This window comes from Amycolatopsis keratiniphila subsp. keratiniphila (genome assembly GCF_001620365.2).
Lineage (GTDB): Bacteria > Actinomycetota > Actinomycetes > Mycobacteriales > Pseudonocardiaceae > Amycolatopsis > Amycolatopsis keratiniphila.
In genome coordinates this window covers 72453-98562 of record NZ_LQMT02000013.1, presented here as the reverse complement: position 1 = coordinate 98562, position 26110 = coordinate 72453, and the positions used below count along the sequence as shown (strand labels likewise).

General features: G+C 70.1%; 27 protein-coding genes. 14 read left to right on the top strand and 13 right to left on the bottom strand.

Annotated elements, in window-relative coordinates:
• Entirely contained in the window at positions 1 to 624 is a 624-nt protein-coding gene (locus AVR91_RS14240) for a helix-turn-helix transcriptional regulator (RefSeq protein WP_063271137.1), read from the top strand.
• A gap of 6 nt (positions 625 to 630) precedes the next feature.
• Here AVR91_RS14240 and AVR91_RS14235 read toward each other — a convergent pair whose 3' ends face one another.
• Complete coding sequence (locus AVR91_RS14235; RefSeq protein ID WP_063271138.1) at positions 631 to 1275, bottom strand: helix-turn-helix transcriptional regulator; 645 nt, start codon at positions 1273 to 1275, stop codon at positions 631 to 633.
• 93 nt (positions 1276 to 1368) lie between these two features.
• Between AVR91_RS14235 and AVR91_RS14230 the strand changes: the two genes are divergently transcribed.
• The 3 genes from AVR91_RS14230 (at position 1369) to AVR91_RS14220 (ending at position 5090) form a co-directional block, all read left to right on the top strand.
• The gene (locus AVR91_RS14230) at positions 1369 to 3624 is read left to right on the top strand and encodes an ATP-binding protein (protein WP_063271139.1); all 2256 of its coding nucleotides are present in this window, start codon (positions 1369 to 1371) and stop codon (positions 3622 to 3624) included.
• Complete coding sequence (locus AVR91_RS14225; protein ID WP_063271140.1) at positions 3621 to 4268, top strand: TetR/AcrR family transcriptional regulator; 648 nt, start codon at positions 3621 to 3623, stop codon at positions 4266 to 4268. The genes AVR91_RS14230 and AVR91_RS14225 overlap by 4 nt, the downstream gene beginning before the upstream one ends.
• Positions 4269 to 4424: 156 nt before the next feature.
• On the top strand, positions 4425 to 5090 hold the full coding sequence (locus AVR91_RS14220) for a helix-turn-helix transcriptional regulator (RefSeq protein ID WP_063271141.1): 666 nt from the start codon (positions 4425 to 4427) through the stop codon (positions 5088 to 5090).
• 51 nt (positions 5091 to 5141) lie between these two features.
• Here AVR91_RS14220 and AVR91_RS14215 read toward each other — a convergent pair whose 3' ends face one another.
• Positions 5142 to 5723 carry a TetR/AcrR family transcriptional regulator gene (locus AVR91_RS14215; protein ID WP_063271142.1) on the bottom strand — a complete coding sequence of 194 codons (582 nt, stop codon included), beginning with the start codon at positions 5721 to 5723 and terminating at the stop codon, positions 5142 to 5144.
• 80 nt (positions 5724 to 5803) lie between these two features.
• Here AVR91_RS14215 and AVR91_RS14210 point away from each other — a divergent pair, with 80 nt between their 5' ends.
• Both AVR91_RS14210 and AVR91_RS14205 read left to right on the top strand, forming a co-directional pair.
• Positions 5804 to 7354: an MDR family MFS transporter gene (locus AVR91_RS14210; RefSeq protein WP_063271143.1), complete on the top strand. Its 1551-nt coding sequence runs from the start codon at positions 5804 to 5806 to the stop codon at positions 7352 to 7354.
• Entirely contained in the window at positions 7351 to 7812 is a 462-nt protein-coding gene (locus AVR91_RS14205; protein ID WP_063271144.1) for a universal stress protein, read from the top strand. The genes AVR91_RS14210 and AVR91_RS14205 overlap by 4 nt, the downstream gene beginning before the upstream one ends.
• Here the strand turns inward: AVR91_RS14205 and AVR91_RS14200 are convergent.
• The gene (locus AVR91_RS14200) at positions 7726 to 8694 is read right to left on the bottom strand and encodes a DMT family transporter (protein WP_063271145.1); all 969 of its coding nucleotides are present in this window, start codon (positions 8692 to 8694) and stop codon (positions 7726 to 7728) included. The genes AVR91_RS14205 and AVR91_RS14200 overlap by 87 nt on opposite strands.
• A gap of 72 nt (positions 8695 to 8766) precedes the next feature.
• Between AVR91_RS14200 and AVR91_RS14195 the strand changes: the two genes are divergently transcribed.
• Positions 8767 to 9681, top strand: a complete 915-nt coding sequence (locus AVR91_RS14195; protein WP_063271146.1) for a LysR family transcriptional regulator — start codon at positions 8767 to 8769, stop codon at positions 9679 to 9681.
• 211 nt (positions 9682 to 9892) lie between these two features.
• Here AVR91_RS14195 and AVR91_RS14190 read toward each other — a convergent pair whose 3' ends face one another.
• The gene (locus AVR91_RS14190; RefSeq protein WP_063823079.1) at positions 9893 to 11047 is read right to left on the bottom strand and encodes a serine hydrolase domain-containing protein; all 1155 of its coding nucleotides are present in this window, start codon (positions 11045 to 11047) and stop codon (positions 9893 to 9895) included.
• 93 nt (positions 11048 to 11140) lie between these two features.
• Positions 11141 to 11500 (bottom strand): nitroreductase family deazaflavin-dependent oxidoreductase, encoded by a 360-nt coding sequence (locus AVR91_RS14185; protein ID WP_063271148.1) that lies wholly within the window; start codon positions 11498 to 11500, stop codon positions 11141 to 11143.
• Positions 11501 to 11562: 62 nt separating this feature from the next.
• Here AVR91_RS14185 and AVR91_RS14180 point away from each other — a divergent pair, with 62 nt between their 5' ends.
• Positions 11563 to 12204, top strand: coding sequence for a TetR/AcrR family transcriptional regulator (locus AVR91_RS14180; protein ID WP_211282709.1), 642 nt, complete (start codon positions 11563 to 11565; stop codon positions 12202 to 12204).
• Position 12205: 1 nt separating this feature from the next.
• Here AVR91_RS14180 and AVR91_RS14175 read toward each other — a convergent pair whose 3' ends face one another.
• Entirely contained in the window at positions 12206 to 12841 is a 636-nt protein-coding gene (locus tag AVR91_RS14175) for a TetR/AcrR family transcriptional regulator (protein WP_063271243.1), read from the bottom strand.
• A gap of 79 nt (positions 12842 to 12920) precedes the next feature.
• On the opposite strand from AVR91_RS14175, the gene AVR91_RS14170 reads away from it, so the two are divergent.
• Positions 12921 to 13877 carry a zinc-binding dehydrogenase gene (locus tag AVR91_RS14170; protein WP_063271150.1) on the top strand — a complete coding sequence of 319 codons (957 nt, stop codon included), beginning with the start codon at positions 12921 to 12923 and terminating at the stop codon, positions 13875 to 13877.
• Positions 13878 to 13959: 82 nt separating this feature from the next.
• Entirely contained in the window at positions 13960 to 15021 is a 1062-nt protein-coding gene (locus AVR91_RS14165; RefSeq protein WP_083737552.1) for a hypothetical protein, read from the top strand.
• Between the two features lie 13 nt (positions 15022 to 15034).
• Here AVR91_RS14165 and AVR91_RS14160 read toward each other — a convergent pair whose 3' ends face one another.
• Positions 15035 to 15628, bottom strand: a complete 594-nt coding sequence (locus tag AVR91_RS14160; RefSeq protein WP_063271152.1) for a TetR/AcrR family transcriptional regulator — start codon at positions 15626 to 15628, stop codon at positions 15035 to 15037.
• Between the two features lie 72 nt (positions 15629 to 15700).
• On the opposite strand from AVR91_RS14160, the gene AVR91_RS14155 reads away from it, so the two are divergent.
• The 3 genes from AVR91_RS14155 to AVR91_RS14145 are packed head-to-tail and all read left to right on the top strand — an operon-like array spanning position 15701 to position 19184.
• Positions 15701 to 16537, top strand: a complete 837-nt coding sequence (locus AVR91_RS14155) for an arylamine N-acetyltransferase family protein (protein WP_063271153.1) — start codon at positions 15701 to 15703, stop codon at positions 16535 to 16537.
• Positions 16538 to 16539: 2 nt separating this feature from the next.
• Positions 16540 to 18123: a phytoene desaturase family protein gene (locus AVR91_RS14150; RefSeq protein WP_063271154.1), complete on the top strand. Its 1584-nt coding sequence runs from the start codon at positions 16540 to 16542 to the stop codon at positions 18121 to 18123.
• The gene (locus tag AVR91_RS14145) at positions 18123 to 19184 is read left to right on the top strand and encodes an NAD-dependent epimerase/dehydratase family protein (protein ID WP_063271155.1); all 1062 of its coding nucleotides are present in this window, start codon (positions 18123 to 18125) and stop codon (positions 19182 to 19184) included. The genes AVR91_RS14150 and AVR91_RS14145 overlap by 1 nt, the downstream gene beginning before the upstream one ends.
• A 158-nt stretch (positions 19185 to 19342) precedes the next feature.
• On the opposite strand, the gene AVR91_RS14140 is transcribed toward AVR91_RS14145, so the two are convergent.
• Complete coding sequence (locus tag AVR91_RS14140) at positions 19343 to 19786, bottom strand: SRPBCC family protein (protein ID WP_063271156.1); 444 nt, start codon at positions 19784 to 19786, stop codon at positions 19343 to 19345.
• A gap of 202 nt (positions 19787 to 19988) precedes the next feature.
• Between AVR91_RS14140 and AVR91_RS14135 the strand changes: the two genes are divergently transcribed.
• On the top strand, positions 19989 to 20375 hold the full coding sequence (locus AVR91_RS14135) for a GntP family permease (RefSeq protein ID WP_228709203.1): 387 nt from the start codon (positions 19989 to 19991) through the stop codon (positions 20373 to 20375).
• Between the two features lie 105 nt (positions 20376 to 20480).
• Here AVR91_RS14135 and AVR91_RS14130 read toward each other — a convergent pair whose 3' ends face one another.
• The 5 genes from AVR91_RS14130 to AVR91_RS14110 are packed head-to-tail and all read right to left on the bottom strand — an operon-like array spanning position 20481 to position 26046.
• Positions 20481 to 20882, bottom strand: coding sequence for a hypothetical protein (locus tag AVR91_RS14130; protein WP_063271157.1), 402 nt, complete (start codon positions 20880 to 20882; stop codon positions 20481 to 20483).
• 20 nt (positions 20883 to 20902) lie between these two features.
• Entirely contained in the window at positions 20903 to 23824 is a 2922-nt protein-coding gene (locus AVR91_RS14125) for a WXG100 family type VII secretion target (RefSeq protein ID WP_063271158.1), read from the bottom strand.
• Complete coding sequence (locus AVR91_RS14120; protein ID WP_016333370.1) at positions 23824 to 24135, bottom strand: hypothetical protein; 312 nt, start codon at positions 24133 to 24135, stop codon at positions 23824 to 23826. The genes AVR91_RS14125 and AVR91_RS14120 overlap by 1 nt, the downstream gene beginning before the upstream one ends.
• A gap of 5 nt (positions 24136 to 24140) precedes the next feature.
• Positions 24141 to 24404, bottom strand: coding sequence for an acyl carrier protein (locus AVR91_RS14115; protein WP_016333369.1), 264 nt, complete (start codon positions 24402 to 24404; stop codon positions 24141 to 24143).
• The gene (locus AVR91_RS14110) at positions 24397 to 26046 is read right to left on the bottom strand and encodes a fatty acyl-AMP ligase (RefSeq protein WP_063271159.1); all 1650 of its coding nucleotides are present in this window, start codon (positions 26044 to 26046) and stop codon (positions 24397 to 24399) included. Before AVR91_RS14110 ends, AVR91_RS14115 begins: the two co-directional genes overlap by 8 nt.
• Positions 26047 to 26110: the final 64 nt, after the last annotated feature.

The window sequence follows — 26110 nt, the reverse complement described above, 5'->3', positions numbered from 1 at the left end:
ATGCGAGCAATTCGGGTGAGTGTCTGCGCCCTGGACCCCATCACGAAGGCCGGCCTGGTCGATCTACTCGGGACACGCGCGTCCGTGGTGGTGACCGAGGGCCGGGCACGGGCCGAAACCGATGTCGTCGTCGCCGCTTTCGACCGGCTTTCGGCCGACGCGGTCACCGCGTTGCGTGCCGTCGCCGCGGAATTCGGCAAGCCGATCGTGCTGGTGACCGATCGGATCGAGGAGGGCGGCCTCACGGCGGCGGTGCTGTGCAAGGTGGTCGCGATCCTGCCGAGGTCGGCGATGACCGACTCCCGGGTGGCCGACAGCGTCCGCGCCGCCGCGTCGCACGCCGTGGACCCACCGCGGGATCTCCTCGGCAGGCTCGCCGACCACGCCGAGCGGCTCCACCGGGAGATGCTCGCGCCGAACGGTCCGGCGGGCGCCGCGCTCTCCTCGCGGGAGATCGACGTCCTCCGACTGATGGCCGACGGGTTCGACACCCAGGAGATCGCGGCCGAACTCGCCTATTCGGAACGAACGGTGAAGAACGTCATCTACGCGGTCACCGATCGGCTGAGGCTCCGGAACCGGTCGCACGCGGTGGCCTACGCGATCCGGGAAGGGGTCATCTGAGAGCGCTCAGATGAGACCTTCGCGGAGCGCGTACGCCACGACGTGGGTGCGGTTGCGCAGATTGAACCGGCTGAGCAGGCCGTGCAGGATGTTCTTCACCGTCCGGTCGGAGTAGGCCACCCGCCGGGCGATCTCGCCGGTGTCGAATCCCTCCGCCAGCAACCGGAGCACCTCGGTCTCGCGGGGCGACAGACCGCTGAGCGTGAGCTCGCGCGGTTTGAGGACTTCCTTGTGCAGCCGCGACATCCCGTGCAGGAGACGGCCGAGCTGATCGGCGGGCAGATCGCCCCGGCCGGCGTGGGCGTCGGCGACCGCGCGCAGCAACCGTCCCGGCGTCGCCTCGGAGCGCGCGACGACGACGGCGAGCCCGCGCTCCACCGCGGCCCACAGCTCGGCCTGGTTGGGGTGATCGGCCACCAGCACCAGCCGGGCCGGTCCGGCCGGGATACGCCGCGGGTCGTCGCCCGCGACCGCGACGAGGACGTCGGCCTTCGCCGGGTCTTCGCGCAAGGTGATGCCGGGGCCGCCGCCGAGCGCGCTGCGCAACCCCGCCAGGACGAGCGGATCACCGGCGTGCACGGCGACCCGGATCTCCCGCCGCTCCCCGGTCCGGACGACCGGCCGGACGGGCGTCGTCATGATCGTCGACATGCCTTCCAGGTAACCGGCCCCGGAGAAGGCGGGACAAGCGGAAGCAGGGGGCAGCTTTCCGCCAGCGCAAGCCTGCCGGTTGAATGGACCGCGGTGGAGGCGAACGAGACGCGGTCGGTGTTCGGCAAGCTCCTGCTCGAACACCGGCGGGCCGCGGGATGGACGCAGGAGCGGCTGGCCGAGACCTCCGGGATCAGTGTCCGCGCCCTGCGCGAGCTGGAGCGCGGCCGCGCGCGGGCCGCCCAGCAACGCTCCGCCGAGGTGCTGGCCGACGCGCTCGGCCTGACCGGCGGTGACCGTGAATTCTTCCTGACCGTCGCGAAACAGGGGCGGCGCCGCAATCCGGCGCTGGCCGCCCAGGTCGCGGCGACCTGCGCGCTGCCCGCGCCCACCGCGGATCTGTCCGGCCGCGAAAGCGAGCTGCAACAGCTTTCCGCGAAGATCGCCGAGGGCGGTGGCGTGGTCGCGATCGTCGGACAGGCCGGGGTCGGGAAGACCGCGCTCGCGGTGACCGCGGCGGATCTGTGGCGCGCGGAGTTCCCGGACGGGGGCTACGCGGTGGATCTGCGCGGGATGGACGAGGAACCGTTGAGCGCCCGGGCCGCGCTCGACCGGCTGCTGCGCGCGATGGACGTCGCGCCGGGACAGGTGCCCGCCTCCGAAGCCGACCGGTCGGCGTTGCTGCGGATGCTGCTCGACGGACGGAAGGTCCTGCTGCTGCTCGACAACGCCTCGGACGAGGCGCAGATCCGCCCGCTGCTGGTCGCCGGGCCCGGCTCACTCACCCTGATCACCTGCCGCCGCACGCTCGCCGGTCTGGAAGGCGCCCGTTGGCTGGGGCTCGAACCGCTGTCGGACGACGGCGCGACCGGCCTGCTCGCCAAGATCATCGGCGCCGACCGGATCCGCGCGGAGCCCGCCGCCGCCCGCGAGCTCGTCGAACTGTGCGGGTATCTGCCGCTCGCGGTCCGGATCGCGGGCAACCGGCTCGCCACCCGGCCGCGGTGGTCGCTCGCCCAGCTCGCCGACCGGCTGCGCGACGAAAGCACCCGGCTGCGCGCGCTCGCGGCGGGTGACCTGCAACTGCGCTCGGCTTTCGATCTGTCGTATCGCGCGGTCTCGGCCGAGGCACGACGGCTGTTCCGCCGTCTGGCGACCGTCCCAGGCTCCGACTTCGGCCTGGAGCTCGCGATCGTCGTCTCCGGCGCGGCCCCCGCCGACGTCCGGGATCATCTCGACGAACTCGTCGACGCCAGCCTCCTTCAGACGACGGCGGAACCGGAACGCCATCAGTTCCACGACCTGATCCGCCTGTTCGCGGAGGAACGGTTCGAGGCGGAGGAGGACGCCGCGGCGCGCGAACTCGTGCTCGCCCATCTGCTCGGCAAGGCGGCCGAAGCGGCCAGGTTGTTCTATCCCAAGGCATCCGAGACCGGCCGGTTCTCCTCGCGGGAGGAGGCCGCCCGCTGGCTGGACGTCGAAGGCGGGAACTGGGTCGCCGCGCATCGGCTGGGGGCGCGGCGGGGGCGGCATCAGGAGGTCCGCGACCTCGCGATCGCGCTGCACTGGTACTCCGACGGACGGAGTGCCCAGCAGCCGTGGTGGGAGATCTTCTCGCTCGGCGCGGCCGCGGCGAGCGAGCTCGGCGACGCCGCGGCCGAGGCGAAACTGCTCAACTTCGTCGGCTGGGCCGCCAGTATCTGTCTCGGTGACGACAAGGAGGCCGTGGCGCGGCATCGCCGCGCGCTGGACATCGCCGTCCGGATCGGCGATCAGGTCGAGCACACCTGGGCGTGCATCTACCTCGGCCAGGTGCTGCGGCTGACCGGGCAGGGCGACGAAGCGTTCGAGTTCGCGAAGCGCGGGTACGAGCTGGCGCACGAACTGCCGTTCTGGGACGGGCAAACCACGGCGCGGAACATGTACGGGCGCGCGCTGCTCAACGCCGGACGGCATACCGAGGCGCTCGCCGTGCACCGGGCCGTGCTCTCCGACGCCGAGCGGCTGGCGGGCGACACGTACCCCGATTTCCATCGGCTGCTGAAGACCCTGACCGTGCGCGCCATCGGCGACGTGCTCGGCGATCTCGCCGAATGGCGGGAAGCGGCGAGCCAGTACCGCACCAGCCGGTGGCTCGCGTGGGAAGGCGGTTTCGGCGGCCTGGAGGTCGTCAGCGCGATCCGCGAGGGGCGTGCGTGGCGGGAGGCAGGCGCCTTCGACGAGGCGAGGGAATGCCTGACGCTGGCCGTGGAACTCTCCCCCGGGCCGTCGTTCGCCGCGTGGCGGGAACAGGCTTCGGCCGAATTGGCGCTGCTACCCTTCGGGCCGACGGAGCGGGAGGGCCGATGACCAACGCGGACGGGCAGAGCCCGCGGGAGCGCTATCGCGACCAGGTGCGCGCGGAGATCAAGCAGCACGCTTGGGAGCAGATCGCCACCGCCGGGGTGCCCGCGTTGTCGCTCAACGCGATCGCCAAACAGGTGGGGATGAGCGGTCCCGCCCTGTACCGGTATTTCGCCAGCCGCGACGACCTCGTCACCGCGCTCATCCGCGACGCGTACCGGAGCCTCGCCGACACCGTCCGGGCGGCGTTCGACGGCGGTGCCGACTTGGCCGGCCTCGCCGTCACCATCCGGGACTGGGCCCGGAGCGACCCGCAACGCTACTTCCTCATCTACGGCACGCCCGTCCCCGGCTACCACGCGCCCGACGACACCACCGCCATTTCGAGCGAGGTCATGGCCGTGCTGATCGAAGCGTGCCGCGCGATCACCGTGGACGGCCCGGAAACCCCGTTCGACGAACATCTGGACAGTCACCGCGACTGGGCGGGCGACGATCCGGCCCCGTCCGCGACCCTCCACCGCGCGCTCGCCTTCTGGACCCGCCTGCACGGGGTGCTCTCGCTCGAACTCGCCGGCCATTTCACCGGAATGAAATTCGACCCCGATCTGTTGATCTCGGACGAACTGGACGACCTCACGAACCGGTGACCGGCCGATCGCCGTCGCAGTGAACCTTTCCCGCCTCTCGGGCGTCTTGCGTTGTGACGTTGCCGCGATTGACATGCAACGTTGTAACGTTATAGCTTCTAAGTACCGCAAGAGCTACTAACATAGTTGTCCGGGCGCTTCGGGGGGACTTCGAGCATGATTCACGGGGAGAAGATCAACAGGAGGACCGAGCGCGTCAGAGTCGCCGTGCACGCCCCGGATCTGCTGGCCGGGCTGGGCACGACGAGCATCCTCGGCGCCGACGAGCGGCTGGACGTGCTGCCCGACACCGACCTCGGGGCAGCCGAGGTCGTCGTGACCGTCGGCGACTCGATCGGCGACGGGGTTTTCGCCTTCCTGCGCCAGGTTCGCGCCGCGTCGACCCTCCCGGCACCACCGAGATGCGTGATCGTCACCGACCACTTCCCGGTCCAGGTCCTGATGACGGCCATCGAATGCGGCATGGCCGCCCTGCTGCCGCGACGCGATCTCGACGGCGAGCATCTCGTGCGCACGATCCTCGCGGTCAGCCAGGGCGCGGGCGCGTTGCCGCCTCGGCTGCAGGGCAGCCTGCTCTCCCAGCTCGAACGGATCCAGGAGGACCTGCTGGTCCCCAACGGTCTCGCGTTGTCCGGGCTGTCCGACCGGGAACGCGAAGTGCTCCGCCTGCTGGCCGACGGCCACGGCACGGAGGAGATCGCGGCCAAACTCGCCTATTCGGAGAGCACGGTGAAGAACGTCCTCCACCGGGTGATGTCGCGATACGGCCTGCACAACCGTACGCATGCCGTCGCCTTCGCGCTGCGCACCGGCTCGATCTGACGAAGCGTCCGAAGTGGACGAATTCTCCGCCGGGACCGCGTACGCCCTCGGTCACCGCAGCTGAACGCGGCCCAGCAATCGATCGACCAGTTCGGGCAGCGGCTGTTCCTCGGGGCCTTCCAGCCACAACACGTTCCCCGTCCGGAGCGCGGCGAGGAAGGTCGCCGCGGTGAGCCTGGCCAGCTCCTGGTCGAGACCGTGCCCCCTGGCGAGCAGTACCTCGATCAGGTCGCGTTCGAGGGCGAACTGGTCGCCCGCCTGCCGCGCGAGCAGCGACGGATGCCGCCGCAACAACCGCAGCTGCGCCACCCACTCGCGGTCGGGGACGGGATGCGCCCGGTACAGCTCCCGGCACGCCGCGCGCAGCGCCTGCCAGGGCTTCTCGCCGGGCGGCCTGCCTTCGACCAGTGACACCAGGAGCCCGGTGCGCTCGCGGTCGGCGTGCAGGATCGCGTCCTCTTTGTTCGCGAAGTAGTTCGAAAACGTCCGCCGGGACACGCCCACCGCGTCGGCGATGTCCTCGACGGTCACACCGTCGAGACCGTGCTCCATCGCCAGCCGGAGCGCGGCCTCGTGCAGCGACTGCCGCGTCGCCGCCTTCTTGCGGGTGCGGAGCGTGTCGAGGGTGTCCACCAGGACAGCGTAGCGTCGGGAATAAAGTTCCCACTGTGCAAGTTTGCACAATGAGCAACAAAGTCGCTCGAAAGGATGCCATGAAGACCGAGGCACCGTCAGAGGCGATGGGACACCGCCAGGTGCTCGAATCGCTGTCCGGTCTGCTGCTCGCGCTGCTCGTGGCGATGATCAGCTCGACGGTCGTGTCGACCGCCCTGCCCTTGATCATCGGCTCGCTGAACGGCACGCAGACGCAGTACACGTGGGTGGTCACCGCCACCCTGCTGGCGGCGACCGCCACCACGCCGATCTGGGGCAAACTCGCCGACCTGTTCAACAAGAAGACGCTGGTGCAGATCGCGATCGTGATCTTCGTGATCGGCTCGACGATCAGCGGGTTCAGCCAGAACACCGGACAGCTGATCGCCGCCCGCGCGTTCCAGGGCATCGGCGTCGGCGGCCTGCAGGCCTTGGTCCAGGTCGTGATCGCGGCGATCATCCCGCCGCGTGAACGCGGCCGCTACAACGGTTACCTCGGGGCGGTCATGGCGGTCGCCACGGTCGGCGGACCGCTGCTCGGCGGCCTGATCGTGGACGTGCCGTGGCTCGGCTGGCGCTGGTGCTTCTTCGTCGGCGTGCCGATCGCGGTGGCGGCGTTCATCGTGCTGCAGCGGACCCTGAAGCTGGAGACAGTGCGCCGGGAGAACGTCCAGGTCGACTACCTCGGCGCCGGGCTCATCGCCGCGGGCGTGAGTGTGCTGCTGATCTGGGTCTCGTTCGTGGGCAACGGCTTCGGCTGGCTGTCCTGGCAGACGGCCGTCATGGTGGCGGGCGGCGTCGTGCTCCTCGTCCTCGCCGTGCTGGTGGAACGGAAGGTCCGCGAACCGGTCGTCCCGCTGCACATCATCACGCAGCGCACCCCGGCGCTGGCGATCGTCGCGAGTCTCGCGGTCGGGATGGCGATGTTCGGCGGTGCGGTGTTCCTCGGCCAGTACTTCCAGGTCGGCCGCGGCTACTCCCCCACCGAAGCCGGTCTGCTGACCATTCCGCTGATGGGCGGCGTGCTCGTCTCCTCGACCGTGTCCGGACGCCTGATCAGCCGCACCGGACGGCTGAAGCCGTACATCGTGGCCGGCACGATCACCCTGGTGATCGGCTTCCTCGGGCTGGGCACCGTCGACCACGCCTCACCGTTGTGGCTGGTGGGCATCGCGATGGCGGTGGTCGGCGTCGGGGTCGGCATGACGATGCAGAACCTCGTCCTCGCCGTGCAGAACACCGTGCCGCTGCGGGATCTGGGCGCGGCCAGCGCTTCGGTCACGTTCTTCCGGTCGCTCGGCGGCACCATCGGTGTCTCGGTGCTGGGCGCGGTGCTCGCGAACCGGGTCACCGCCGATCTGTCCACCGCGCTGCACGTGCCGGCGGGTCAGGCGTCGACGGGCAGCGTCAGCGCGCTGAACCTCAAGGCGCTGCCGCCGGAGGTCCAGACGATCGTGCACACCGTGTACGGCGACGCGACCGCGCACATCTTCCTGATCTCCGCGGCGGTGGGCGTCGTCGGGGTGATCGCGGCACTGCTGCTCAAGCCGCTCACCCTGCGCACCACGCTCGACGTGGAGACGGAGCCGGAAGTCCCGGTCGCGCGATGAACGGGGCCTTCGAGTCCACTGTGGAGCGTTTCGGCCCGCCCCGGCACCACACGGGGCGGGCCATCCTGGCCGGCGTCGACGGCTCCGACACGGCGATGCGGGCGGCCGCCTTCGCCTTCGGCATGGCCCGGCGCGAGGGCGGCAGGCTGATCGTCGCCTTCGTCTGCCGTCCGGCGCTCGGCCCCGCGGTCGCGGCGTCGGTGGAACTCGACACGGCGGCACAGCTCTACGAAGAGCTCCGTGAGCAGATCCGCGCGGCGGCAGAAGAGCTGGAAGTGCCGGTCAGTTTCCTGAAGATGTTCGGCGATCCGTACACCGCGCTCCGCGACACCGCCGACCGCAGCCAGGTCGACACCGTCGTGGTCGGCGCCTCACAGCAGGCCGGCCACCGGTTCGCGGGGTCGGTCGCGACCAAGCTCATCCGGACCGGGCACTGGCCGGTGCTGGTCGTTCCCTGACGACCGGCCAGCGAGGAACGACACGGCCCCCACCGCCGCGACGACGAGCGCACAGCCGGCCAGCTGCAGCGGTGTCGGCCACTGGCCGAGCAGCGCGGCCCCGAACAGGATCGCGGCGGCGGGTTGCAGCATCAGCACGGCGGACCCGCCACTCGCGGGCAGCGCGGACAGCGCGCGCCCGATCAGGAGCCAGCCGAGCACCTGCCCGGTCACGGCCAGCACGAACAGCCAGAGCAACGCCGACACCGGCGGCGTGGCGTCGAGGTTCCCGGCGAACAGGCCCGAAAGCCCGCCCACGCTCGCCGAAGCCGCGGTCGCGGTGGCGAGCATCGTCGTGCGGCCGCCGCCGTCGGTTCCGGCGCGGCGCAACAGGATCAGGTACCCGGCGTAGGCCACGCCCGCCAGCACCGCCATGACGGTGCCGTACCAGGGATCGCTGCCCGCGGCACCGCCGTCCGCCAGTCCCCCGGCCAGTGCCGTACCCGCCAGCATCACCGGGATGGACAGCCAGAACGCGCGCGGCGGCCGTTCGCCGAACCACCGCAACCCGGCCAGCGGGACGAGGACCACCTGGACGTTCACCAGCGCCGTGGCGACCCCCGCGCCGACGGAAAGGATGGCCTCGCTCCAGAGCACCATGTCGATCCCGAGCAGGACACCGGCCAGCACGTGCCGCCGTCGCGCGGCCGGGGACGGACGTCGTCCTCGTTCACGGGATCGCGCCAGGATCACCAGGATCGGCAACGCGAACAGGCAGCGGAAGAACGTCGCCGTCGTCGAGCTGACGCCGGACAGCGCGACGAGCGGGGCGGACAGGGCGATCGCGAGGGCTCCGAGCACTCCTTGTACCCGCGGATCGATGAGGATTCGGTTGTGCCGCATGTCTTCGATTCGATCGCACGACGACCGCGAGGACCAGCGAGATCCTCTTACCCCGAGGGTTAAGCTCGGCTAATGAGTGGCGATCTGTCCAATGTGGAACGGCTGCGGATGCTGCACGCGGTGTGGCGCCGGGGATCGCTCGCCGCGGCGGCGGAGCTGCTGCACGTGACGCCGTCGGCGATCTCCCAGCAGCTGACCAAACTGGAACGGGAGGCGGGCACCGGGCTGCTCGTACGGCACGGGCGCGGCGTGCGGCTCACCCCGGCGGGGCTGCTGCTGGCGCAGCGTTCGGACCGGGTGCTCGCCGAACTCCGCGCCGCCCGTGCCGATCTGGACTCCCTGACCGGCGAGACGACCGGCGTCGTCGAAATCGGCGCCATTCCCTCCGGGGTGCACACGTTCATCACGCCAGCGCTCACCGGCCTGGCCGTCCGCCATCCTGGTATCGAGGCGCGGCTGCACGAGGTCGAACCCGAAGTGGCCCTTCCCGCACTGGCCGACGGCGTGTTCGACGTCGTGGTGGTCGAAAGCTGGGAGAACCTGCCGCTCACCCGGCCGCCCGCCACCCGCTGGACCGAACTGCGCGACGACTCGGCGATGATCGTGCTCCCGGCCGGACATCCGCTGGCGGGCTCGGATTCGGTGCGCGCCGAAGATCTCGCGGACGAGATCTGGGTCGCGTGGGCGCGCCCGACCCTGGCGAACGCCTGGATCCGCCAGACCCTGCGCGAACGCGGGATCGAGCCGATCGTGCGGCATACCGTCAGCGGTTTCGGCACGCAGTTCGCCGTCGTCGCCGGGCTGGGCGCGGTCACGCTGGTGCCGAGCATGGCCACCACGATCGCGCCGCCGACCGTGGTGTGCGCCCCGCTCGAACCGGCCCTGCACCGGCAGCTCTACGCCGTGCAGCCGCAGGGGGAAACGCGGCCCGCGGTCGCGGAATGCGTCGAGGCGCTGGTGGAGGCCGCGAGATCCTGGGGCTCGTGAGTGTCGCGTGACCGGTGGGACAACGCCGAGGGGTTGCGAAAGCCACTTTCGCAACGTTGAAGGTTGCGAAAGTGGCTTTCGCAACCTCGGCCGCGGCCGGGCCCGGTGGCGCCCTGGCGATCATGTCGCGAAAGCCACTTTCGAGACATCTGACGTCCCGAAAGTGGCTTCCGCGACACACCTCCACAACCTTCGCCGACCGTTAGCCAGGTCAGCGGCCGCAGAGCGCGTGGTCGATCACCGGCTCGATCGGATGCACCTCCGGCAGCGGCGCGCCGGGGTTGTACGGCGTGAGCGTGTTCAGCGAGACCATCACGCTGCGCTTGCCGTCCTCGGTCACGCCGTTCCCCGTCAGATAGCCGGGCAGCGCACCGCCGTGACCCCAGTAAGCGCCGCAGGAGCTGGTCGTCTTCTGGAGGCCGAGGCCGTACTCGCCGAGCCCCGCCGCGGGCACGGTCTTCTTCATTTCGGCCAGCAGCGCGGGTTCGAGCACCTTGCCGCCCAGCAGCGCCCGCAGGAACTTGTTGCCGTCCTCGGTGGTGCTGTTGATCGAGCCGTCCGCTCCCCCGCCGATCGACGGATTCATCAGCGTCACGTCCACCCGCCGTCCGAGCTGCGGCGGGTTCGAGCCCTCGACGACGAACCGGTCGTAGCCCCGCGCGTGCGGCGCCGGGATGAACGGCGACGTGTGGGGCAGGGTGGTCTCGCGCAGGTCCAGCGGACGGACGATCCGGTCGATGATCGCCTGCCGCCAGTCCCGGCCGGTGACCTTCTCGGTCACCAGTCCGGCGAGCACGTAGTTGGTGTTGGAGTAGCCCCAGCTCGTCCCCGGCGCGAACTCCGGCGGCTTGCCGACCGCCAGTTTCACCGCATCGGACGCGCTGAGCTCGTCGAACCGGTGACGCAGGAAGCCCTTCTCGGTGAAGAGGTCGAGTTCCGCCATGTAGTCGTGCAGGCCGCTGGTGTGCTGCAGCAGCTGCCGGATGGTGATGGCCTTGCCGTCGTTGCCGTTCCCGCTCACCATCCCGGGCAGCCACCGGTCCACGGTGTCCTCCAGGGAAAGCCGTCCCTCACCGACGAGCTGGAGCATCGTCGCGGACAGGAAGGTCTTGCTGAAACTGGCGATCCGGAAGTGGCCGTTCCACGGCATCGGGGTCCGGGTCCGCAGATCGCCGTGACCGCTGCGCACCTTGACGCTTCCCTTGTCCGTGCTCACTTCCACGAGCGCACCGGGCGAACCGTTCGCCACCAGCGTGTCGGCGTCGCGCTGCAGGGTCCGGTGCAGCGATGGCGCCGCGGACGCGACGGCCGGGGAAACGAGCGTTGCCGCGCAGAGTACGGCGATGACCACTGAAGTTCGTTTCATACCGGCAAAACTACGAAGCCGCGGGCCCGCCGGGCATCGGCTTGGAGGACGATGTCGCCTCCCTCCCTGGTACTAATGGAGCACAGGGGATCCTCAGGGTTTGAGGTCCATCCGGAGGAACACGGCGAGGCGGAGGAACTTCGGCGGCCGGGTCACGCCGTCGGGGAATTCGTCCGCCCCGACGAGCCTGGGGCCGACGAGATCCACTTCCCGCCCGTCGATCCGGAGCCGCGCTTCGCCCGCGGCCATGATGTTGCGCACCCAGTCCGCGTCCGGGCCGTACACCGGCACGAACAGGTAGCCGCCGTCGACGGGATGCGCGTCGAGCGGCGTGTGGCGGGTCTTTCCCGAGGTACGACCGGCGTGGATCAGCACCGGGTACTTCCCGCCGGCGATCGCACGGGGGTTGAAGACCCGTTTGTTGACGTGTCCCCACCATCTCGGCATCGGCATCGCGCTCTCCTTTCGATGACCTTACACCCGTAAGGCTGGCTTACACCTGTAAGGTTGTCAACGTGCCGCCTCGCCGATCACTGACCAGGGAACGTGTCCTGGAAGCCGCGATCGAAGTCGCCGACCGCGGCGGCGTGGAGGCGATGACGATGCGCCGCGTCGCGCAGCACCTCGGCGTCGAGGCCATGTCGCTGTACCACCACGTGCCGAACAAGGACGCGATCCTCGACGGCGTCGTCGACGCGGTGTTCGCGGCGATCGAGCTGCCCGGCACCGAAACCGGGGACTGGCGCGAGGCGATCCGCGTACGCGCTTCGTCCGCACGCGCGGTGCTGTCGCGGCACAGCTGGGCACTCGGTCTCGTGGACTCCCGCCGGAATCCCGGTCCGGCGACGTTGCGCCACCACGACGCGGTCTTGGGCGTGCTTCGGCGGGCGGGCTTCACGCTCCCGATGGCGGTGCACGCCGTCTCGCTCATCGACAGCTATATCGGCGGTTTCGTGCTGCAGGAAGCGAATCTCCCGGCGAGCGAGGAGGTCGCGGAGGTGGCGGACGACATCCTGGAACACCTGCCGCCGGGCGAATTCCCCTATCTGGCCGAGGTGATCACCGGCCACGCCCAGCAGCCGGGCTACGACCACAGGAGCGAATTCGACTACGGCCTCGACCTCATCCTGGAAGGTCTCGAAGCCCGCCGGAAATGACTCAGCGGGTCAAACCCGGCATCGCGAGGGCCAGCCGCGCCACCGGCGGCAGCGGCGACGGCTCGGGCACGGCCCGGAAGGCCTGGATCGCGAGCGCGGCGAACCGCCGGGACGCCGCGACCTGCGCGGTGGCCGAAGCAGCCTGGATCCCGTTGTTGGCCATGAGCATGAGGATCAGATCGTCGAGGACGAAGTCGGGACGCAGTTTCCCGGTGTCCTTGGCCCGGCCCGCCAGCTCGGCGATCGCTTTGAGCGCGTAGTCGCGGTCCGCGGTGAAGTCCACCGCCTTCGGAAAGGCCGAGACGAAAGCTGCCGTGAAACCACGGTCGCGCGAGTGCAGTTCGCAGATCTTCTCGATCACGGAACAGAAGCCGCGCCACGGATCCGGGTCGGCGAGCCCGTCGTCGACGACGGCGTGACAGGCGCGCATCTGCTCGGCGAAGGCCTCCGTCGCCAGGATCTCCTTGGTCGGGAAATGGCGATACAGCGTGGCGGGGCCGACTCCGGCGCGGCGCGCGACTTCCCGCAGCGGCACGTTCAGCCCTTCGGTGGCGAACAGCGCGCGGGCCGCTTCGAGGATGCGTTCGCGGTTGTCCAGGGCGTCGGAGCGCGGGATCCGAGGCAATCGATCGGTCACCACTCTCACTTTAGCCAAAACGGACGGGGGCGTCCGTTAACGTCCGCCGTATCAGTGACCGACGACCAGGAGACGAAAGATGCGCGCAGTCGAGATCCGGACGTTCGGCGGCCCCGAGGGCCTCGCCGTGATCGATCTCCCCTCCCCCGTCCCCGCCGAGGGAGAAGTGCTGATCGGCGTGGAAGCGATCGGCGTCGGCGGCGTCGACACCGTGATCCGGAGCGGCGCCCTCGCCGGTTTCGGTTTCCGGGAGGGGCACATCCCCGGCAACGAGGTCGCGGGCACCGTCACCGCGGTCGGCGGCGGCGTCGATCCGGCCTGGGTCGGGCGGCGCGTCTGGGCGTTCACCGGCGAAAGCGGGGGCTACGTCGAACAGGTCGCCATTCCGGCCGGGAAGGTTCTGCCCCTCCCCGAAAACCTGCCCGCGGCCGACGCGGTGGCGCTCGGGACCTCGGGCATGGTGGCGCGTTTCGCGCTCGCCCACGCCCATTTCGCGGCGGGTGAATCGGTGCTGGTGCGCGGAGCGGCGGGCAGCATCGGGATCATGGCCGTGCAGCTCGCCGCGAGCGGAGGCGCGAGCGCCGTGGCGGTGACGACGTCGTCGGCCGGACGCGGCGACCGCCTGCGCGAACTGGGCGCGACCCACGTCCTCGATCGTTCCGGCGCGGGCGACGGCCCGGCGGGTTACGACGTGATCATCGACATCGTGTCCGGTGTGGACATGCCGTCCTTCTTCGACCGGCTGAACCCGAACGGCCGTCTGGTCGTCGTCGGCGTGGTCGCGGGAATGCCGCCGTCGGACTTCGGCACGAAGCTCATGGCGTCGTTCCGGAAGTCCCTGTCGTTCGCCGCCTTCAGCGCGGACTCGATCCCCGAGCCGGATCGGCTGGCGGCGAGTGCGGACCAGTTCGCCGCGGCGGCGCGCGGTGAACTGCGTTCCGTGGTGCACGAGCTGCTGCCGCTCGAGAAAGCCGTTCTGGCGCACCGGAAGATGGACGACGGCGAGGTGTTCGGCAGGATAGTGCTGATCCCGTAGGCAGGTCCATTGTGGAGCGCCCTGTCACCCGGTCAGTGCAAGTTTCCCCATCGCGTGCGCACTCGCACTAGGCTGCCCACTCGTGCCCGATCCGATGCCAGAGGGACCCGGCTTCACGGCGGTCGGCCTGCGGCCGCTCTCCGAAGGCGAGGGCACCGGCGCGTACTGCGTGAACGACGCGGGGACGATCGTGGGCGAGTCGGGTTCGCGTCCGGTCTGGTGGGACGGCGACGGCGCGCCCACTCCCCTCCCGGTCCTCGACGGCTGTTCCGGCGGCCGCGCGGTCAGCGTCAACGCCGCGGGGTTCGCCGTGGGCTCGCTCTACGTCGGCGAGCATCTCCGGCCGGTGTGCTGGCTGCCCGGCGGCGGGGTGCGCGCGCTCGAACTCCCCGACGGCGCGATCTCCGGCACGGCCTGCCGGGTGAACGCTCGCGGATCGGTGCTGGGCAACGTGATGTGGCCGGGCTACCGCTGGCGGGCGCTGCGCTGGGGACCCGGCGGCGAGGCGGTCGAACTCGGCGCCCTTCCCGGCGACGGCGAGACACAGGGGCACGACCTGAACGGACTGGACGAAGTCGTCGGTTCGGCCAAGAACGGCACGGGCACCCGGACGGCGGTGCGCTGGACGTCCGCCGGGAAGATCGGCAAACTGCCGCCGCCGCGCCGCGCGACGGCGTGTGGGATCACCGACTCCGGCGCCATTCTCGGCGACGGGGTGGTGTGGAACCGCGACGGCGGCACAGTCCTGCTGACCGGTGAACCGGAATTCGCCGCGGGACAGGTCGTCCGGATCAGCGGGCGGGGGGCCGCGATCGGCTGGGGCGTGACCCCGGACCGGCGGAGCACCTGCGCGCGCTGGGATCCCAGCGGACGTCCCACCGTGCTCCGGCCCTTGCCGTCGGACGACGCCAGCACGTGTTTCGACATCGACGACGCCGGGACGGTCGTCGGCGAATCCGCCGGGCAGGGCACGGTGCGCCCGGTCCGCTGGGACGCGGACGCGACACCGCTCCCGCTTCCGTCGCCTCGCGGGCTCACGGCGATCGTGGCCCAGCACATCAACGCCGGCGGCACCGTCATCACCGGCTACGGCTTCGCCGCGGACAGTTCCACTTATCGCGGGATCGCCTGGCACCGCTCGTGAAGGCGACGGCTCGTCACGCTGTCGCGAGGTCGATGGCGCGCCGCATCGCCTCGTCGAGCGGGGTCCCGAGCCGGAGGGACGTCAGTCCTGCGGCGAAGATCGCACCGGTGACCGCACCGACCATGGCCGCCGCGTCGATCTCGTCGAGCTCGCCGTCGCAGGCGCGACACAGGGCGCTCGAAAGCCGCTGCTGAGCGTCGAACGCGCGCTGCAGCATCGTCGCGCGCAACGACGGCACCGACGTGATCAGCTCCAGGCGGATCCGTTCCGGCTCACCCGCCGGATCACGGAGCCCGGCCCCCGCCTCGGCCAGCATCCGGAGCATCGCCCGCCGCAGAAGCCGGGCCGGCGGCTCGCCCGCCTCACGCGCCGTGAACACGTCCAGCCCCGTGTCCAGGATGCGCGAGCCGTCTTCGGTGAGGACGAGGTCCTCCTTCGTGGCGAAGTGATTGAAGAACGTCGCGGGTGACACCTCGGCGGCCCCGGCGATCTCGGCGGTGGTCGTCTTGTCGTAACCCTGCCGCTCGAAGAGCCGGTACGCGGTTTCGATCAACATCTTCCGAGTGCGCTGTTTCTTCCGCTCGCGCAAGCCCGCCGGTTCGGTCATGACGCCAGCATACTGGATGGACTCTAAAAGTAGAGCTACTCTAATTTTAGAGTCACTGAAAGGAGAGGCACCATGACCATCGACGCGTTCCTCGACCGGCTGGAGTACCGCGAGCCCGTCCGGCCCGATCCAGCCACCTTGCGGAACCTGCACCGCGCCTGGCGGCTGCGAGTCCCCTACGAGAATCTCGACGTCCAGCTCGGCAGGCCGATCCTGCTCACCCCGGACGCGTTGACCGACAAGTTCGCGCGCCGAGGCCGTGGCGGCCTCTGCTACGAAATGAACGGAGCGCTCGCGCTCTTGCTGAAGGCGGCCGGATTCGCGGTGACCATCGTGGAGGCCGCCGTCCTGCGCTCGACGCGTGGCGAAGGTCAATGGGGCAACCACATCGCCCTGCTGATCGACGTCGACGGCGAGTCCTGGCTCGCCGACACCGGGATCGGGGACGCGTTCCTCGAGCCGCTCCCCTTGCGGGAAGGCACGCACCGGCAAGGAGGACTGCCGTTCCGGATGGAACGTCTCGACGGCGGGACCTGGCGGATGCACCACCATCCCGGCGGCACGATCGACTCCTTCGACTTCCGCATCGCGCCCCGTGAGCTCGCCGAGTTCGCCGAACGCGCCGGGACCAGGTCACCGGACTCCGTGTTCGCGAAGGTGCTCGTGGCGCAACATCATCGCGACGGCCGCGAGCTCGCTCTTCGCGCGCGTACGGTCAAGCGCGGCGACGGAGACCGCCACACCCTGTCCTCTCTCGACGAATTCGCCGAGACCTTGCGGGAATTCCGGGTGCCGCTGGAGGACATCGGCGCCGGCGAGCTGGCCGCCCTGTGGGCCAGGACCGAGGAACAGCACGAGACCTGGCTGGCCGTTCAGGGATTGAACCCGCGCGTCCGGGGTATGCCCTGATCATGGAAGTCGACGCCGTCGTGGTCGGGTCGGGGCCGAACGGCCTGGTCGCGGCCAACCTGCTGGCCGACGCGGGCTGGGAGACGCTGGTCATCGAGGCGACGCCGAAGCCCGGCGGCGCGGTCCGCACCGAAGAACTCACCGCGCCGGGCTTCCGGAACGACGTCTACAGCGCCTTCTACCCGCTCGGAGCGGCGTCACGGGTGCTCACCGGGCTGGGCCTCGAGGATCATGGCCTGCGGTGGCGGCACGCACCGGCGGTGCTGGCGCATGTGCTGCCCGACGACCGGTACGTCCTGCAGTCCCGCGACCTCGAACGCACCGCGCGCTCCGTCGCGGAGTTCGACGAACGCGACGCGGACAACCTGCGGGCCGAACACGCGAGCTGGCAGCGCCTGCGCGAGCCGCTGCTGGACGCGATCGTGCGGCCCTTTCCGCCGGTGCGGCCGGGGGCACGGCTGCTCAAGACGCTCGGCACCGCGGAGTCGCTCCGGCTGGCGAGGATGCTGACGCTGACCGCCCGCGGCCTTGGCAAGGAGAAATTCGACGGTGAGGGCGCGCGGCTGCTGCTCGCGGGCAACGCCATGCACACCGACCTCGGTCCGGACCAGGCCGGCAGCGGCGTGTTCGGCTGGCTGCTGACCATGCTCGGCCAGGACGTCGGGTTCCCGGTCCCGGAAGGCGGGGCGGGGCGGCTGACCGACGCGCTGGTGAACCGCCTGACCGCCAAGGGTGGCGAGATCGTCTGCGGCACGCCGGTCACCGAAGTGACCCTCTCGGCCGGCCGGGCGGTGGGTGTCCGCGACGCGGACGGACGGCGGGTCCGCGCCCGCCGGGCCGTGCTCGCCGACGTCCCCGCTCCGGTGCTGTACCGGGACCTCGTCGGCGCCGAGCATCTGCCCGCGCGGCTGGTGTCGGATCTGGACCGGTTCGTCTGGGACGACGCCACGATCAAGGTGGACTGGGCGTTGTCCTCACCCATTCCTTGGAACGCGAGCGAAGTCGGGCAGGCGGGGACCGTCCACATCGGAGCTGACCTCGACGGGCTCGCCGGGATCGCGAACGATCTCGCCTGCGGGCGGGTGCCCAGTGATCCGTTCCTGCTGCTCGGGCAGATGACCACCGCCGACCCGACCCGTTCCCCCGCCGGTACCGAATCGGCCTGGGCCTACACCCATGTGCCGAGAGGCGAAACCTGGCCGGACTCCCGGTTGCGGCGCCACGCCGACCGGATGGAAGAGGTCATCGAGAAGCACGCGCCCGGTTTCCGCAGCCTGATCGCGGGCCGCGCCATCGCCGGACCCGCCCAGTTGCAGGAAGGGAATCACAGCCTGGTGGAAGGCTCGATCAACGCCGGGACCGCGGCGATCCAGCAGCAGCTCTTCTTCCGGCCCGTCCCCGGTCTCGGCCGGGCCGACACCCCGATCGACCGGCTCTTCCTGGCCTCCGCGTCGGCGCATCCCGGCGGGGCGGTGCACGGTGCGCCCGGCTCGAACGCCGCCAGGGCCGCCCTCGCCAGGGACGGCTGGGCCGGTTCCGTCTACCGGGCGACGGTGCGTGCCGCGCATCGCGCCGTCTATCGCTGATGAAGATCGTCGTGACCGGCGCGAGCGGGAACATCGGGACCGCCTTGCTCCGGAATCTGAGCGGAGAAGGCCACGACCTGATCGGAGTGGCACGCCACTGCCCCGATACGACCGTCGCGCCGTACTCGTCGGCCCGCTGGGTTCAGCAGGACATCGGCGCGAACGACGCCTGGGACGAGCTGACCGGGCTCTTCCGCGGCGCGGACGCGGTCGTGCACCTCGCCTGGGCGATCCATCCGCGCGCGGACGATCCGGCCATGCGCCGCACCAACATGGCGGGCAGCGCGAACGTCCTGCGCGCGGCCGCCGACGCCGGCGTGGAGCACATCGTCTGCGCGTCTTCGGTCGCCGCCTACACCCCGGCCGACCGCTGGCACGAGGTCGACGAGGACTGGCCCTGCGGCGGGCTCGCCGAAAGTGCCTACAGCGTGGGAAAAGCGGCCTTCGAGACGCAGTTGGACGAGTTCTGCCGTCGTTACCCGGACATCGGGGTGGCCAGGATCCGCCCATGCGGCGTCGTCCAGCCGGACGCGGCGGCCGAGTTCTCCGGCTGGCTGCTCAGCCCGCTGGCGCCGCCGTTGCCGCTCGGCGGCGATTGGCTCCCGGTGCCCTTGTGGCCGGGACTGCGGATGCAGGTGGTGCACGCCGACGATGTGGCGCGAGCGATCCGGGCGATCCTCGACCGGCGCGCGACCGGGGCGTTCAACCTCGCCGGTGAGCCGGTGCTGAAAAGCCGCGACCTCGCACGGCTGGCCGGCGGGATCAGGATCCCGGTACCACTGAAGCTGCTGACCTCGCTGGCTTGGCCGAGCTGGCGCCTGGGGCTGCAACCGCTGCATCCGTCCTGGTTGCGTCTGGCCGATCGAGCGTCCCTTGTGGACACTAGACGCGCGCGGGAGGAACTCGGCTGGCGGCCGCGGCACGATCCGGCGGCCACGATCACCGAACTCCTCGCCGCCATCCGCGCCGGGCGCCGCGGCGGCAGCCGCCCCCTCGACCCGCCGCGCGACCGGATCCGGCTCGGGCGGCCGAGCCACCAGGACCAATCGGCCGGCCAGTGAGGGACGGTGGCGTGTTGCGAAAGTGGCTTTCGCAACGGTGACTGAAGTGGTCGCCCGCTCCGACGCAGGCTCGATGCGCCCCCATAGCCTGGTCACACGTTGCGAAAGCCACTTTCGCAACGTTAGAAGTTGGGAAAGTGGCTTTCACAACACCGATCTCAGACCGCGGCACGCCCCTTGGCGAGATCCGCGAGACGTCGCAGGGATTCGCGGTTCCGCGGGACCAGGAAGAGCGCCTGCGCCGCCTCCGGCAGCACCCGGCCCGGCCCGCGGGTCGCGTGCTCGGACATCAGGACCTCCGTGGTCCCCGGCTCGGCTTCCCGCAGTTCCAGCCGGATCCGGGCGGTGCCGAACGGCCAGGCGCGCGCCTCGAGTTCCAGCAGGCGTGGCGGATCGGCGACGAGCACCTTGGTCACGTCGTCGAGCAGTACGGGCCAGGACCCGACGCGGTGATGGATCCGGGTTCCCCGCGCCGGCCAGCCCTCGTCCACGTCACGGATATGGGAGGCGCCCACCACCCAGGCCGCGTAGGTCCACCCATCGGCGAGCACCTCGAACACGCGCTCAGGAGAAGTGTCTACCGTCATCTTCACGTCGACCATGAACCATCCCGCCCTGCATCCGGCCAGCCTCGCCTAACCCGAGCCGGATACCCTGCGGCGGCAAGGGCAAACCCGGACGAGCTCAGCCCACCCGGTCCAGCACTGCCCGCGTGTACCCGCCGGTGTCGGCCGTGCCGCCGAGGTCGGCGGTGCGGACGCCGTCGGCCAGCGCGCCGAAGGCGGCGGCCAGAAGCGGGTGCCGATGGTGTTCGCGGTCTCCCTGTCGACCGTGTTCACGTCGATCTACTCCGACGTGGTCCTGGTGCTCACCGCGCCGCTCGCCCGGCGCGCCCTTCCCTCGGCCGAAGTCAACGCGGCCGTCGGCAAGGCGCTGGCGCTGGCCGGCCCCATCCTCGTGCTGTCCGGGCTTTCCGGCTCGGTCGCCGAAGTGATCGGCAAATCGGGCCTGCACATCGCGATGGGATCCATCTCGATCTCCGCGATCACCGCGGCGGGCATCCTCGCGCCGATCGCGGGCTCACTCGGCGTCCCGGTGGTGCTGGTCGCCCTCGCCGCCTGTTCCGGCGCGCTGTTCCTCCCTCACGTGAGCAGCAACTTCTTCTGGATGTCCCAGTCCCTGCTCGGCTGAGCACCCGGGGCACGTTCAAGACGCACACCGTCGCCATGTCACTGGCATCGGTGATCTCGCTCCCGATCGTGCTGGTGCTCGGCCTCGTCGTCTGACGGCACGAAGTCAGTCACGCCAACGGTTGTTGAGGAAGGCGTCGTCCTCGTCGTCGGCCGGTGCCGGGCGGGCGCGAGGAGCACGCCGGGGCGTGTCCCGTCCGGCGGGGACGGGAGGCGGCTCCGAGCCGAACGGAGCCGCCATGTCCACGGAGTCGTCTTCGAACGCCGACGTGTTGCCCGGCTGCGCGTGCGACCGGTCGGTGCTCCAACCGGACTTCGTCTTGCGCTGCCCCAATTCCCGCCGATGCTCGACGTACCGCTGGGCGGTCTGGACCTGTTTGGTCATGAACTCCTGCGAGCTGGCCTTGATCTCGTCGGCGCGCTGATCCCGCAGTGCCCGGCGCTCCGACTGCTCGCGGACGAGACCGTCCAGGGTCGCCCTCATGGCGGCGGTGTCCTCGGCGCTCATCTGTTCTCCCCTGCCCCGGCTCACCGCTTGCGGGTGACCGACTGATCCTCATCGTCCAGCAACGACCCGGTGATCCGGCCGGTGGGTTCGTTGATCCGGTCGAACACCTCGCCCTCGATCCGGTACGCGCGGTTGGTCCGTTCCTGGTCGCCGCCCTGGCCGCCCGCACCGCCGGCCCCCATGCCCATCGGGGGCATCGCGCCGCCGAACGACTGGCCCGTCGTGCCGCTCATCGGAGCGGACGGGGCACTCGCGGCCACGTGCTGCGGCTGCTGTGTCCCGCCACCGGTGTGCACGCCCTCGGTCAGCGGCTGGCCGGCCGCCGGGCTCGCGGATTCGAAGGGCATCGACGGTGCCGACGCACCTCCACCGCCGAAACCGCCGCCACCGGAACCTCCGACGTCGCCCCCGCGGATCCCGTCGGGGACTGTCCCGCCGCCACCCTCATGCGGGGTGGACGCCGGCTTGGAGTCGGGCTGCACCGTCCCGGTGACGGGAGTCGACGGATGCGACGCCTTGTCCGTGGCCGGTTTGTCCTCGCCGAGGGTGTACGTGGTCGGCTTGCCGGTGCCGTCGTCGACGGTGACGACCGTCGGCCCGGACGGACCGTCGGGTCGCTCGGCGGTGATCTTCACATCGCCGTCCTGGATGTGGATCTTGCCGTCCGGCCCCGGACGATGGACGCCGTCCTTGTCCGGCTTCCCGTCGTCCGAGCCGGGAGTGGAGCCCAGCTTGGAGTCGTCGCCGTCGCCGGTCCAGTCGAGCTTGAAGTCCTTGGCGGGCCCGGAGCCGTCCCCGATCTTGATCTCCATCTCGCCGTCTTTGTCCGGCTCGGTCATCTCGAAGGTCTTGTCGCCCTGCTTGACCTTGAGAGTCTCGCGCTCGCCGTCCTCGGCCTTGTCGCCGTCCTCACCGGGTTTGTCACCGGCCAGCTTGTCGCCGCCTTCACCGGGCAGCTCTTCGCCGAGCTTGTCCAAGGCTTCCGAAGCCTTCTTCTTCGCCTCGTCCGCGGACTTCTCGGCATCCTTCGAGTCGCTGTCCTTGGCATCGCCGTCGCCCATGCCGCCAGGGGCGTCACCCAGCTTGTCCAGCGCGTCGGAGGCCTGCTTCTTCGCTTCTTCAGTGGCCTTCTCGGCCGCGGCCTTGGCATCGGCCGCCGCGTCCGTGTTGCCACCGCCGCCGGGACCACCGCCGCCCGGACCGGAACCGCCGAGATCGCCACCGGTCGGACCGTCGCCGAGTTTGCCCAGCGCCTCGGAAGCCTGCTTCTTCGCGTTCTCGGCGGCGGCCGCCGCCTGCTTCTTCGCCTCTTCGGCGGCGGCCTTCTGCTCGTCGCCGTTCGACGGCGGCGGGACCGAGCCCGAAGGCGACGTCTGGTCCTTCTTCTCGTCCGGTCCACCGCCCGGACCGCCGCCGGGCGATCCTCCGCTCTCGGGGATGTTCACGTCCGGGACCGGCGGGGGCTTCTGCGCCGACGGGCCGGTGCCACCACCCGGACCGGAACCACCCGATCCGGGACCGCCGCCCATGCCACCCTCCGCACCGCCGCCCGGCCCACCACCGGTGCCGCCGGTGAAGTCCGGGCCCTTGCCCGAACCACCAGGCCCGCCACCGGTCTCACCGCCGGGTCCACCGGTCCCCGAACCACCGGGGCCACCGCCGGAACCACCCTGGCCACCGGTGAAGTCCGGCCCTTGGCCGCCGGGTCCGCCGCCAGTTCCGCCAGGCCCACCGCCCGTGCCACCGGGTCCGCCCGCACCGCCCGCGCCGCCCTTGTCGCCCGCGCCTTCGAACTCGTTCTTGACCTTGCCCATCACCTTGTCGAGTTCGTCGTAGGCCTGGTTGACGAAATCCTTGGTGTCCTTGCAGGACTTGACGAAGCCCTCGTAGATGATGGTCCACATCTCGGGGATGAACTGCCGCTGGATCCACTGCTTGGCGAGGTTCTGGCCCTGCTTCTTGAACTCGTCGTCGTCGCAGCAGCCGTCGTTGTTCAACTGCTGGACCAGGTTGGAGCCGAAGTTGACGTCCATCCAGCCCGCGATCGCGCCGAGGTCCTCCTTGCCGCTCTTCTCACCGGCGGCGATGGCGACGACCTTCTGCGCCATCGGGAAGTCCGCCTTGCCGACGATCTCCTTGTAGAGATCGATGACCGTGTCGGCCTTTCCCTTGCACAGCTTGAACACCGTCGCGCTGGTGTGCAGCGTCGCTTCGCTCGCGTTGTTCAGCGTCTGCGAGAGTTTCGTGGCCTTGGGGAGGATCTTCTCGTTGTAGTTGTCCGACGAGGCGTCCGCGGCCTTGCCGGTCCACGTCCCGTAGAGGGTGTTCAGCTGCGAACCGGTGTCGTCGATGGTCTTCTGGACGGTCTTCGAGCCGGTCTTGAAGTGGGCGGCGTCGTCGACGAAGTTCTTGAAGTTGATGCCGCGCTGCTCGTCGAACGGCTTCTTGATGTCCTTCTCGAAATCGAGCGCGCGGGTGGTGCCCCGGCAGTCTTCCGGGAGCTTCCCCAGCAGGGAGCCGAAGGTTTCGAAGACCTTGAGCGCCGGTGCGGCGGCGTCGAAGATCTCGTCCGACGTCTTGGTCCCCGCTCCCTCGGCGGTGGGTTCCTTGGTGTCGTCGAGTTTCTTGTTGCCCTCGTCGACGGCCTTCGTCTCCGCCTTCCGGTTGAAGCTGGCCTGATCGCCCGCGCCCTTCGCGCTGTTGTAGACCTTGTCGAGGTCGTCGTCGTAGGGCAGGAACGGAAGGGCGTTGTAGGACGCCGCGTACCTCTCGGCTTCCTTGCGCTTCTGCTTGATCTCCTCCGGCTCCTGGTCCGCCGTCCACGGCGGGGGCGCCGGATGCGTCCGCATCCACGAGCCGATGAGCTTGGTCTTCTGCTCGGCGGGAACGGCCGGGTCGTCGAGGACGGCCTTGACGTCGGTCCAGGTGGTCTTGGTCGCCACTAGCGCATCCCCGTCTTGGTGATCTTGTTCTTCTGCTCGTCCTCGTTGGTGCCGTACGCGGTGCCCGCGGTGCCGAGGTTCGTGCCGAACGAGCCGAGCGTGGTGCTGTACCCCTGGACCGAGGCCCACAACGCCGCCACCCCGTCGGTGTACTTCTTCGCGTGGTCGCCGTGCGCCTGGCCGAAACCGGCCGCGTTCACCGGAGTGCTCGACAGATCCGGATTGTCTTCGAGCAACTGCTCCGTCAGCTTTCCGATGTTCTTCGACGCCGATGAAAGCGCATCGGTCGCCGCGGTGAAGCCCCCGCTCATTCTTTTCAGCGCCTTTCGTCGGATCCGTCGGCTTTACCGCCGAGTGCCTCTTCGAGCACTTCGGCCACCGACCCGATGTCGGTGAACCGGTCCAGCTGGTCCAGATCGATCCTCACATCGTGGTAGATCTCCAGCGCCGACAGGAGTCTTATCCGTCCCTTGGAGTCGATACCCAGCTCTTCGAGCGGCGCGTCGGACTCGATTTCGGCGGGATCAAGCCGAAAAGTCTCACTGACGACCTTCACGACCTCCGCGCGGTGATCACCCACGGGGCCGACTATAACGCGCCCTCGCCGCGGCTCGCGCGACCTTGCCACTGGAAGTGCGCGGAAGGTCACCGGAGGGAACCAGACGGACAGATCGCAACGTCAGATCATGTTCCCGTGAAACGGCGCGCAATACCACTCTCGTCACTTCTTTGACATCCTCGTCGGCGTTCTTTGCCCATTCGGCTACCAACATCGCCCCTTCGCCCCTTTCGTCCGAGACACCGAATGCGGCGACGCGGTCGCGGCGGATCGCCGGATGCGCTTCACCCGCCACCGCTTCGATGTCCTGCGGGTGGAAATTGCGGCCGTCGATGACGATGAGGTCCTTGAGCCTGCCGGTGATGTAGAGGTCGCCGCGGTGGAAAACGCCGAGGTCACCCGTACGCAGCCAACCATCGACGCCGTCGAGTTCGCCCCCGAACGCGGCGGCGTCACCACGGCCCCAGTATCCCGACGCGACGTTCGGCCCGTGGATCCAGATCTCCCCGACGACACCGTCAGGCCGTGCCACGCCTTCGCCGACGATCCGGACCCGTTGGCCGAGCGGGCGCCCGACCGAGACGAGTTCCTGGCCGTCCGGCACCTCGATCGCCTGGCCCTGCGCCAGGGATTCCCTGTCGAATACCGCGCTGCGCGGCCCTTCCGCGCCCGCGCTCGCGACGTACACAGTGGCCTCGGCCAGACCGTAGGACGGACGGTGCGCTTCGGCGCGGAATCCTCGCGGCCCGAAGGTTTCCAGGAAGCGCGCGACCGTCCGCGGCCGGACCGGCTCGGCGCCGTTGAGCGCGACCCGGACGTCGGAGAGATCGAGGTCTTCCCCCGCTTCGTCGGCGGCTTCGACGGCCAGGTCGAACGCGAAGTTCGGCGCGGCGGTGAACACGGCCGGGTGATCGGCGAGCTGTCGCAGCCAGCGCACGGGGCGATGCACGAATTCGGCGGGCGACATGAACACCGATCGCGCTCCCGCGTGGACCGGCAGGCACAGCAGCTGGATCAGGCCCATGTCATGGAAGAACGGGATCCAGCCGGCGCAGGTCGTGCCCTCGTCGACGGCGTAGGCCCGGCTCGCCTGCCAGCAGGCGGCGGCCACCGCCCGATGCGGGATCACGGCACCGGCGGGCTCGCGGGTCGACCCGGACGTGTACTGCAGATACGCGGGGCTTTCCGGCGAGACGGGGAGCGGATCGATCCCCGGCCCGGAGAGTTCGTCCACCACGATCAGGTGATCCGGCTCGCCGGCTTCGCGCACTTTCGCGACGGCGGCCGAAGAAGTCAGCCAAACCCTTGCGCCGCAGTCCGCCAGCACCCCGGTGAGCCTGCCTCGCTGGGAAGCGCTGCCCGGCGCCATCAACGGGACGGCCACCAGCCCGGCGGCCAGCGCACCGAAGAAGGCCAGAGGGTAATTGAGGTCCTGGCCGGTGAGCACGGCGACGCGATCACCCGGCCGTGTGACCAGGCGCAGCGCGCCCGCGACCACTCGCACCCGGGCGGCGAACTCCGTCCAGGTGACCGTGCTGTCCACACCGGCACTGTGGTCCTGGTGCGTGAACAGGGGACGCGGGTCGGCCTCACGGGCGAACAGCCGCTCGACGATCGAGGTGCGCAGCACCTGCTCCGGCACATCCTCCGGCGACGCGGTCATGTCCCGCAACGTACTGGAACCGGCGCGAGAGCGCGCGGAGGGCCCATTCGATCGACTGTCCTAA

Bases quoted from the DNA above. Each gene is read 5' to 3' on its own strand.
- AVR91_RS14240 (WP_063271137.1), top strand. From the start codon at position 1: ATGCGAGCAATTCGGGTGAGTGTCTGCGCCCTGGACCCCATCACGAAG.
- AVR91_RS14235 (WP_063271138.1), bottom strand. From the start codon at position 1,275: ATGTCGACGATCATGACGACGCCCGTCCGGCCGGTCGTCCGGACCGGG.
- AVR91_RS14225 (WP_063271140.1), top strand. From the start codon at position 3,621: ATGACCAACGCGGACGGGCAGAGCCCGCGGGAGCGCTATCGCGACCAG.
- AVR91_RS14220 (WP_063271141.1), top strand. From the start codon at position 4,425: ATGATTCACGGGGAGAAGATCAACAGGAGGACCGAGCGCGTCAGAGTC.
- AVR91_RS14210 (WP_063271143.1), top strand. From the start codon at position 5,804: ATGAAGACCGAGGCACCGTCAGAGGCGATGGGACACCGCCAGGTGCTC.
- AVR91_RS14205 (WP_063271144.1), top strand. From the start codon at position 7,351: ATGAACGGGGCCTTCGAGTCCACTGTGGAGCGTTTCGGCCCGCCCCGG.
- AVR91_RS14200 (WP_063271145.1), bottom strand. From the start codon at position 8,694: ATGCGGCACAACCGAATCCTCATCGATCCGCGGGTACAAGGAGTGCTC.
- AVR91_RS14195 (WP_063271146.1), top strand. From the start codon at position 8,767: ATGAGTGGCGATCTGTCCAATGTGGAACGGCTGCGGATGCTGCACGCG.
- AVR91_RS14190 (WP_063823079.1), bottom strand. From the start codon at position 11,047: ATGAAACGAACTTCAGTGGTCATCGCCGTACTCTGCGCGGCAACGCTC.
- AVR91_RS14185 (WP_063271148.1), bottom strand. From the start codon at position 11,500: ATGCCGATGCCGAGATGGTGGGGACACGTCAACAAACGGGTCTTCAAC.
- AVR91_RS14170 (WP_063271150.1), top strand. From the start codon at position 12,921: ATGCGCGCAGTCGAGATCCGGACGTTCGGCGGCCCCGAGGGCCTCGCC.
- AVR91_RS14160 (WP_063271152.1), bottom strand. From the start codon at position 15,628: ATGACCGAACCGGCGGGCTTGCGCGAGCGGAAGAAACAGCGCACTCGG.
- AVR91_RS14155 (WP_063271153.1), top strand. From the start codon at position 15,701: ATGACCATCGACGCGTTCCTCGACCGGCTGGAGTACCGCGAGCCCGTC.
- AVR91_RS14150 (WP_063271154.1), top strand. From the start codon at position 16,540: ATGGAAGTCGACGCCGTCGTGGTCGGGTCGGGGCCGAACGGCCTGGTC.
- AVR91_RS14145 (WP_063271155.1), top strand. From the start codon at position 18,123: ATGAAGATCGTCGTGACCGGCGCGAGCGGGAACATCGGGACCGCCTTG.
- AVR91_RS14140 (WP_063271156.1), bottom strand. From the start codon at position 19,786: ATGGTCGACGTGAAGATGACGGTAGACACTTCTCCTGAGCGCGTGTTC.
- AVR91_RS14135 (WP_228709203.1), top strand. From the start codon at position 19,989: ATGGTGTTCGCGGTCTCCCTGTCGACCGTGTTCACGTCGATCTACTCC.
- AVR91_RS14130 (WP_063271157.1), bottom strand. From the start codon at position 20,882: ATGAGCGCCGAGGACACCGCCGCCATGAGGGCGACCCTGGACGGTCTC.
- AVR91_RS14120 (WP_016333370.1), bottom strand. From the start codon at position 24,135: ATGAGCGGGGGCTTCACCGCGGCGACCGATGCGCTTTCATCGGCGTCG.
- AVR91_RS14110 (WP_063271159.1), bottom strand. From the start codon at position 26,046: ATGACCGCGTCGCCGGAGGATGTGCCGGAGCAGGTGCTGCGCACCTCG.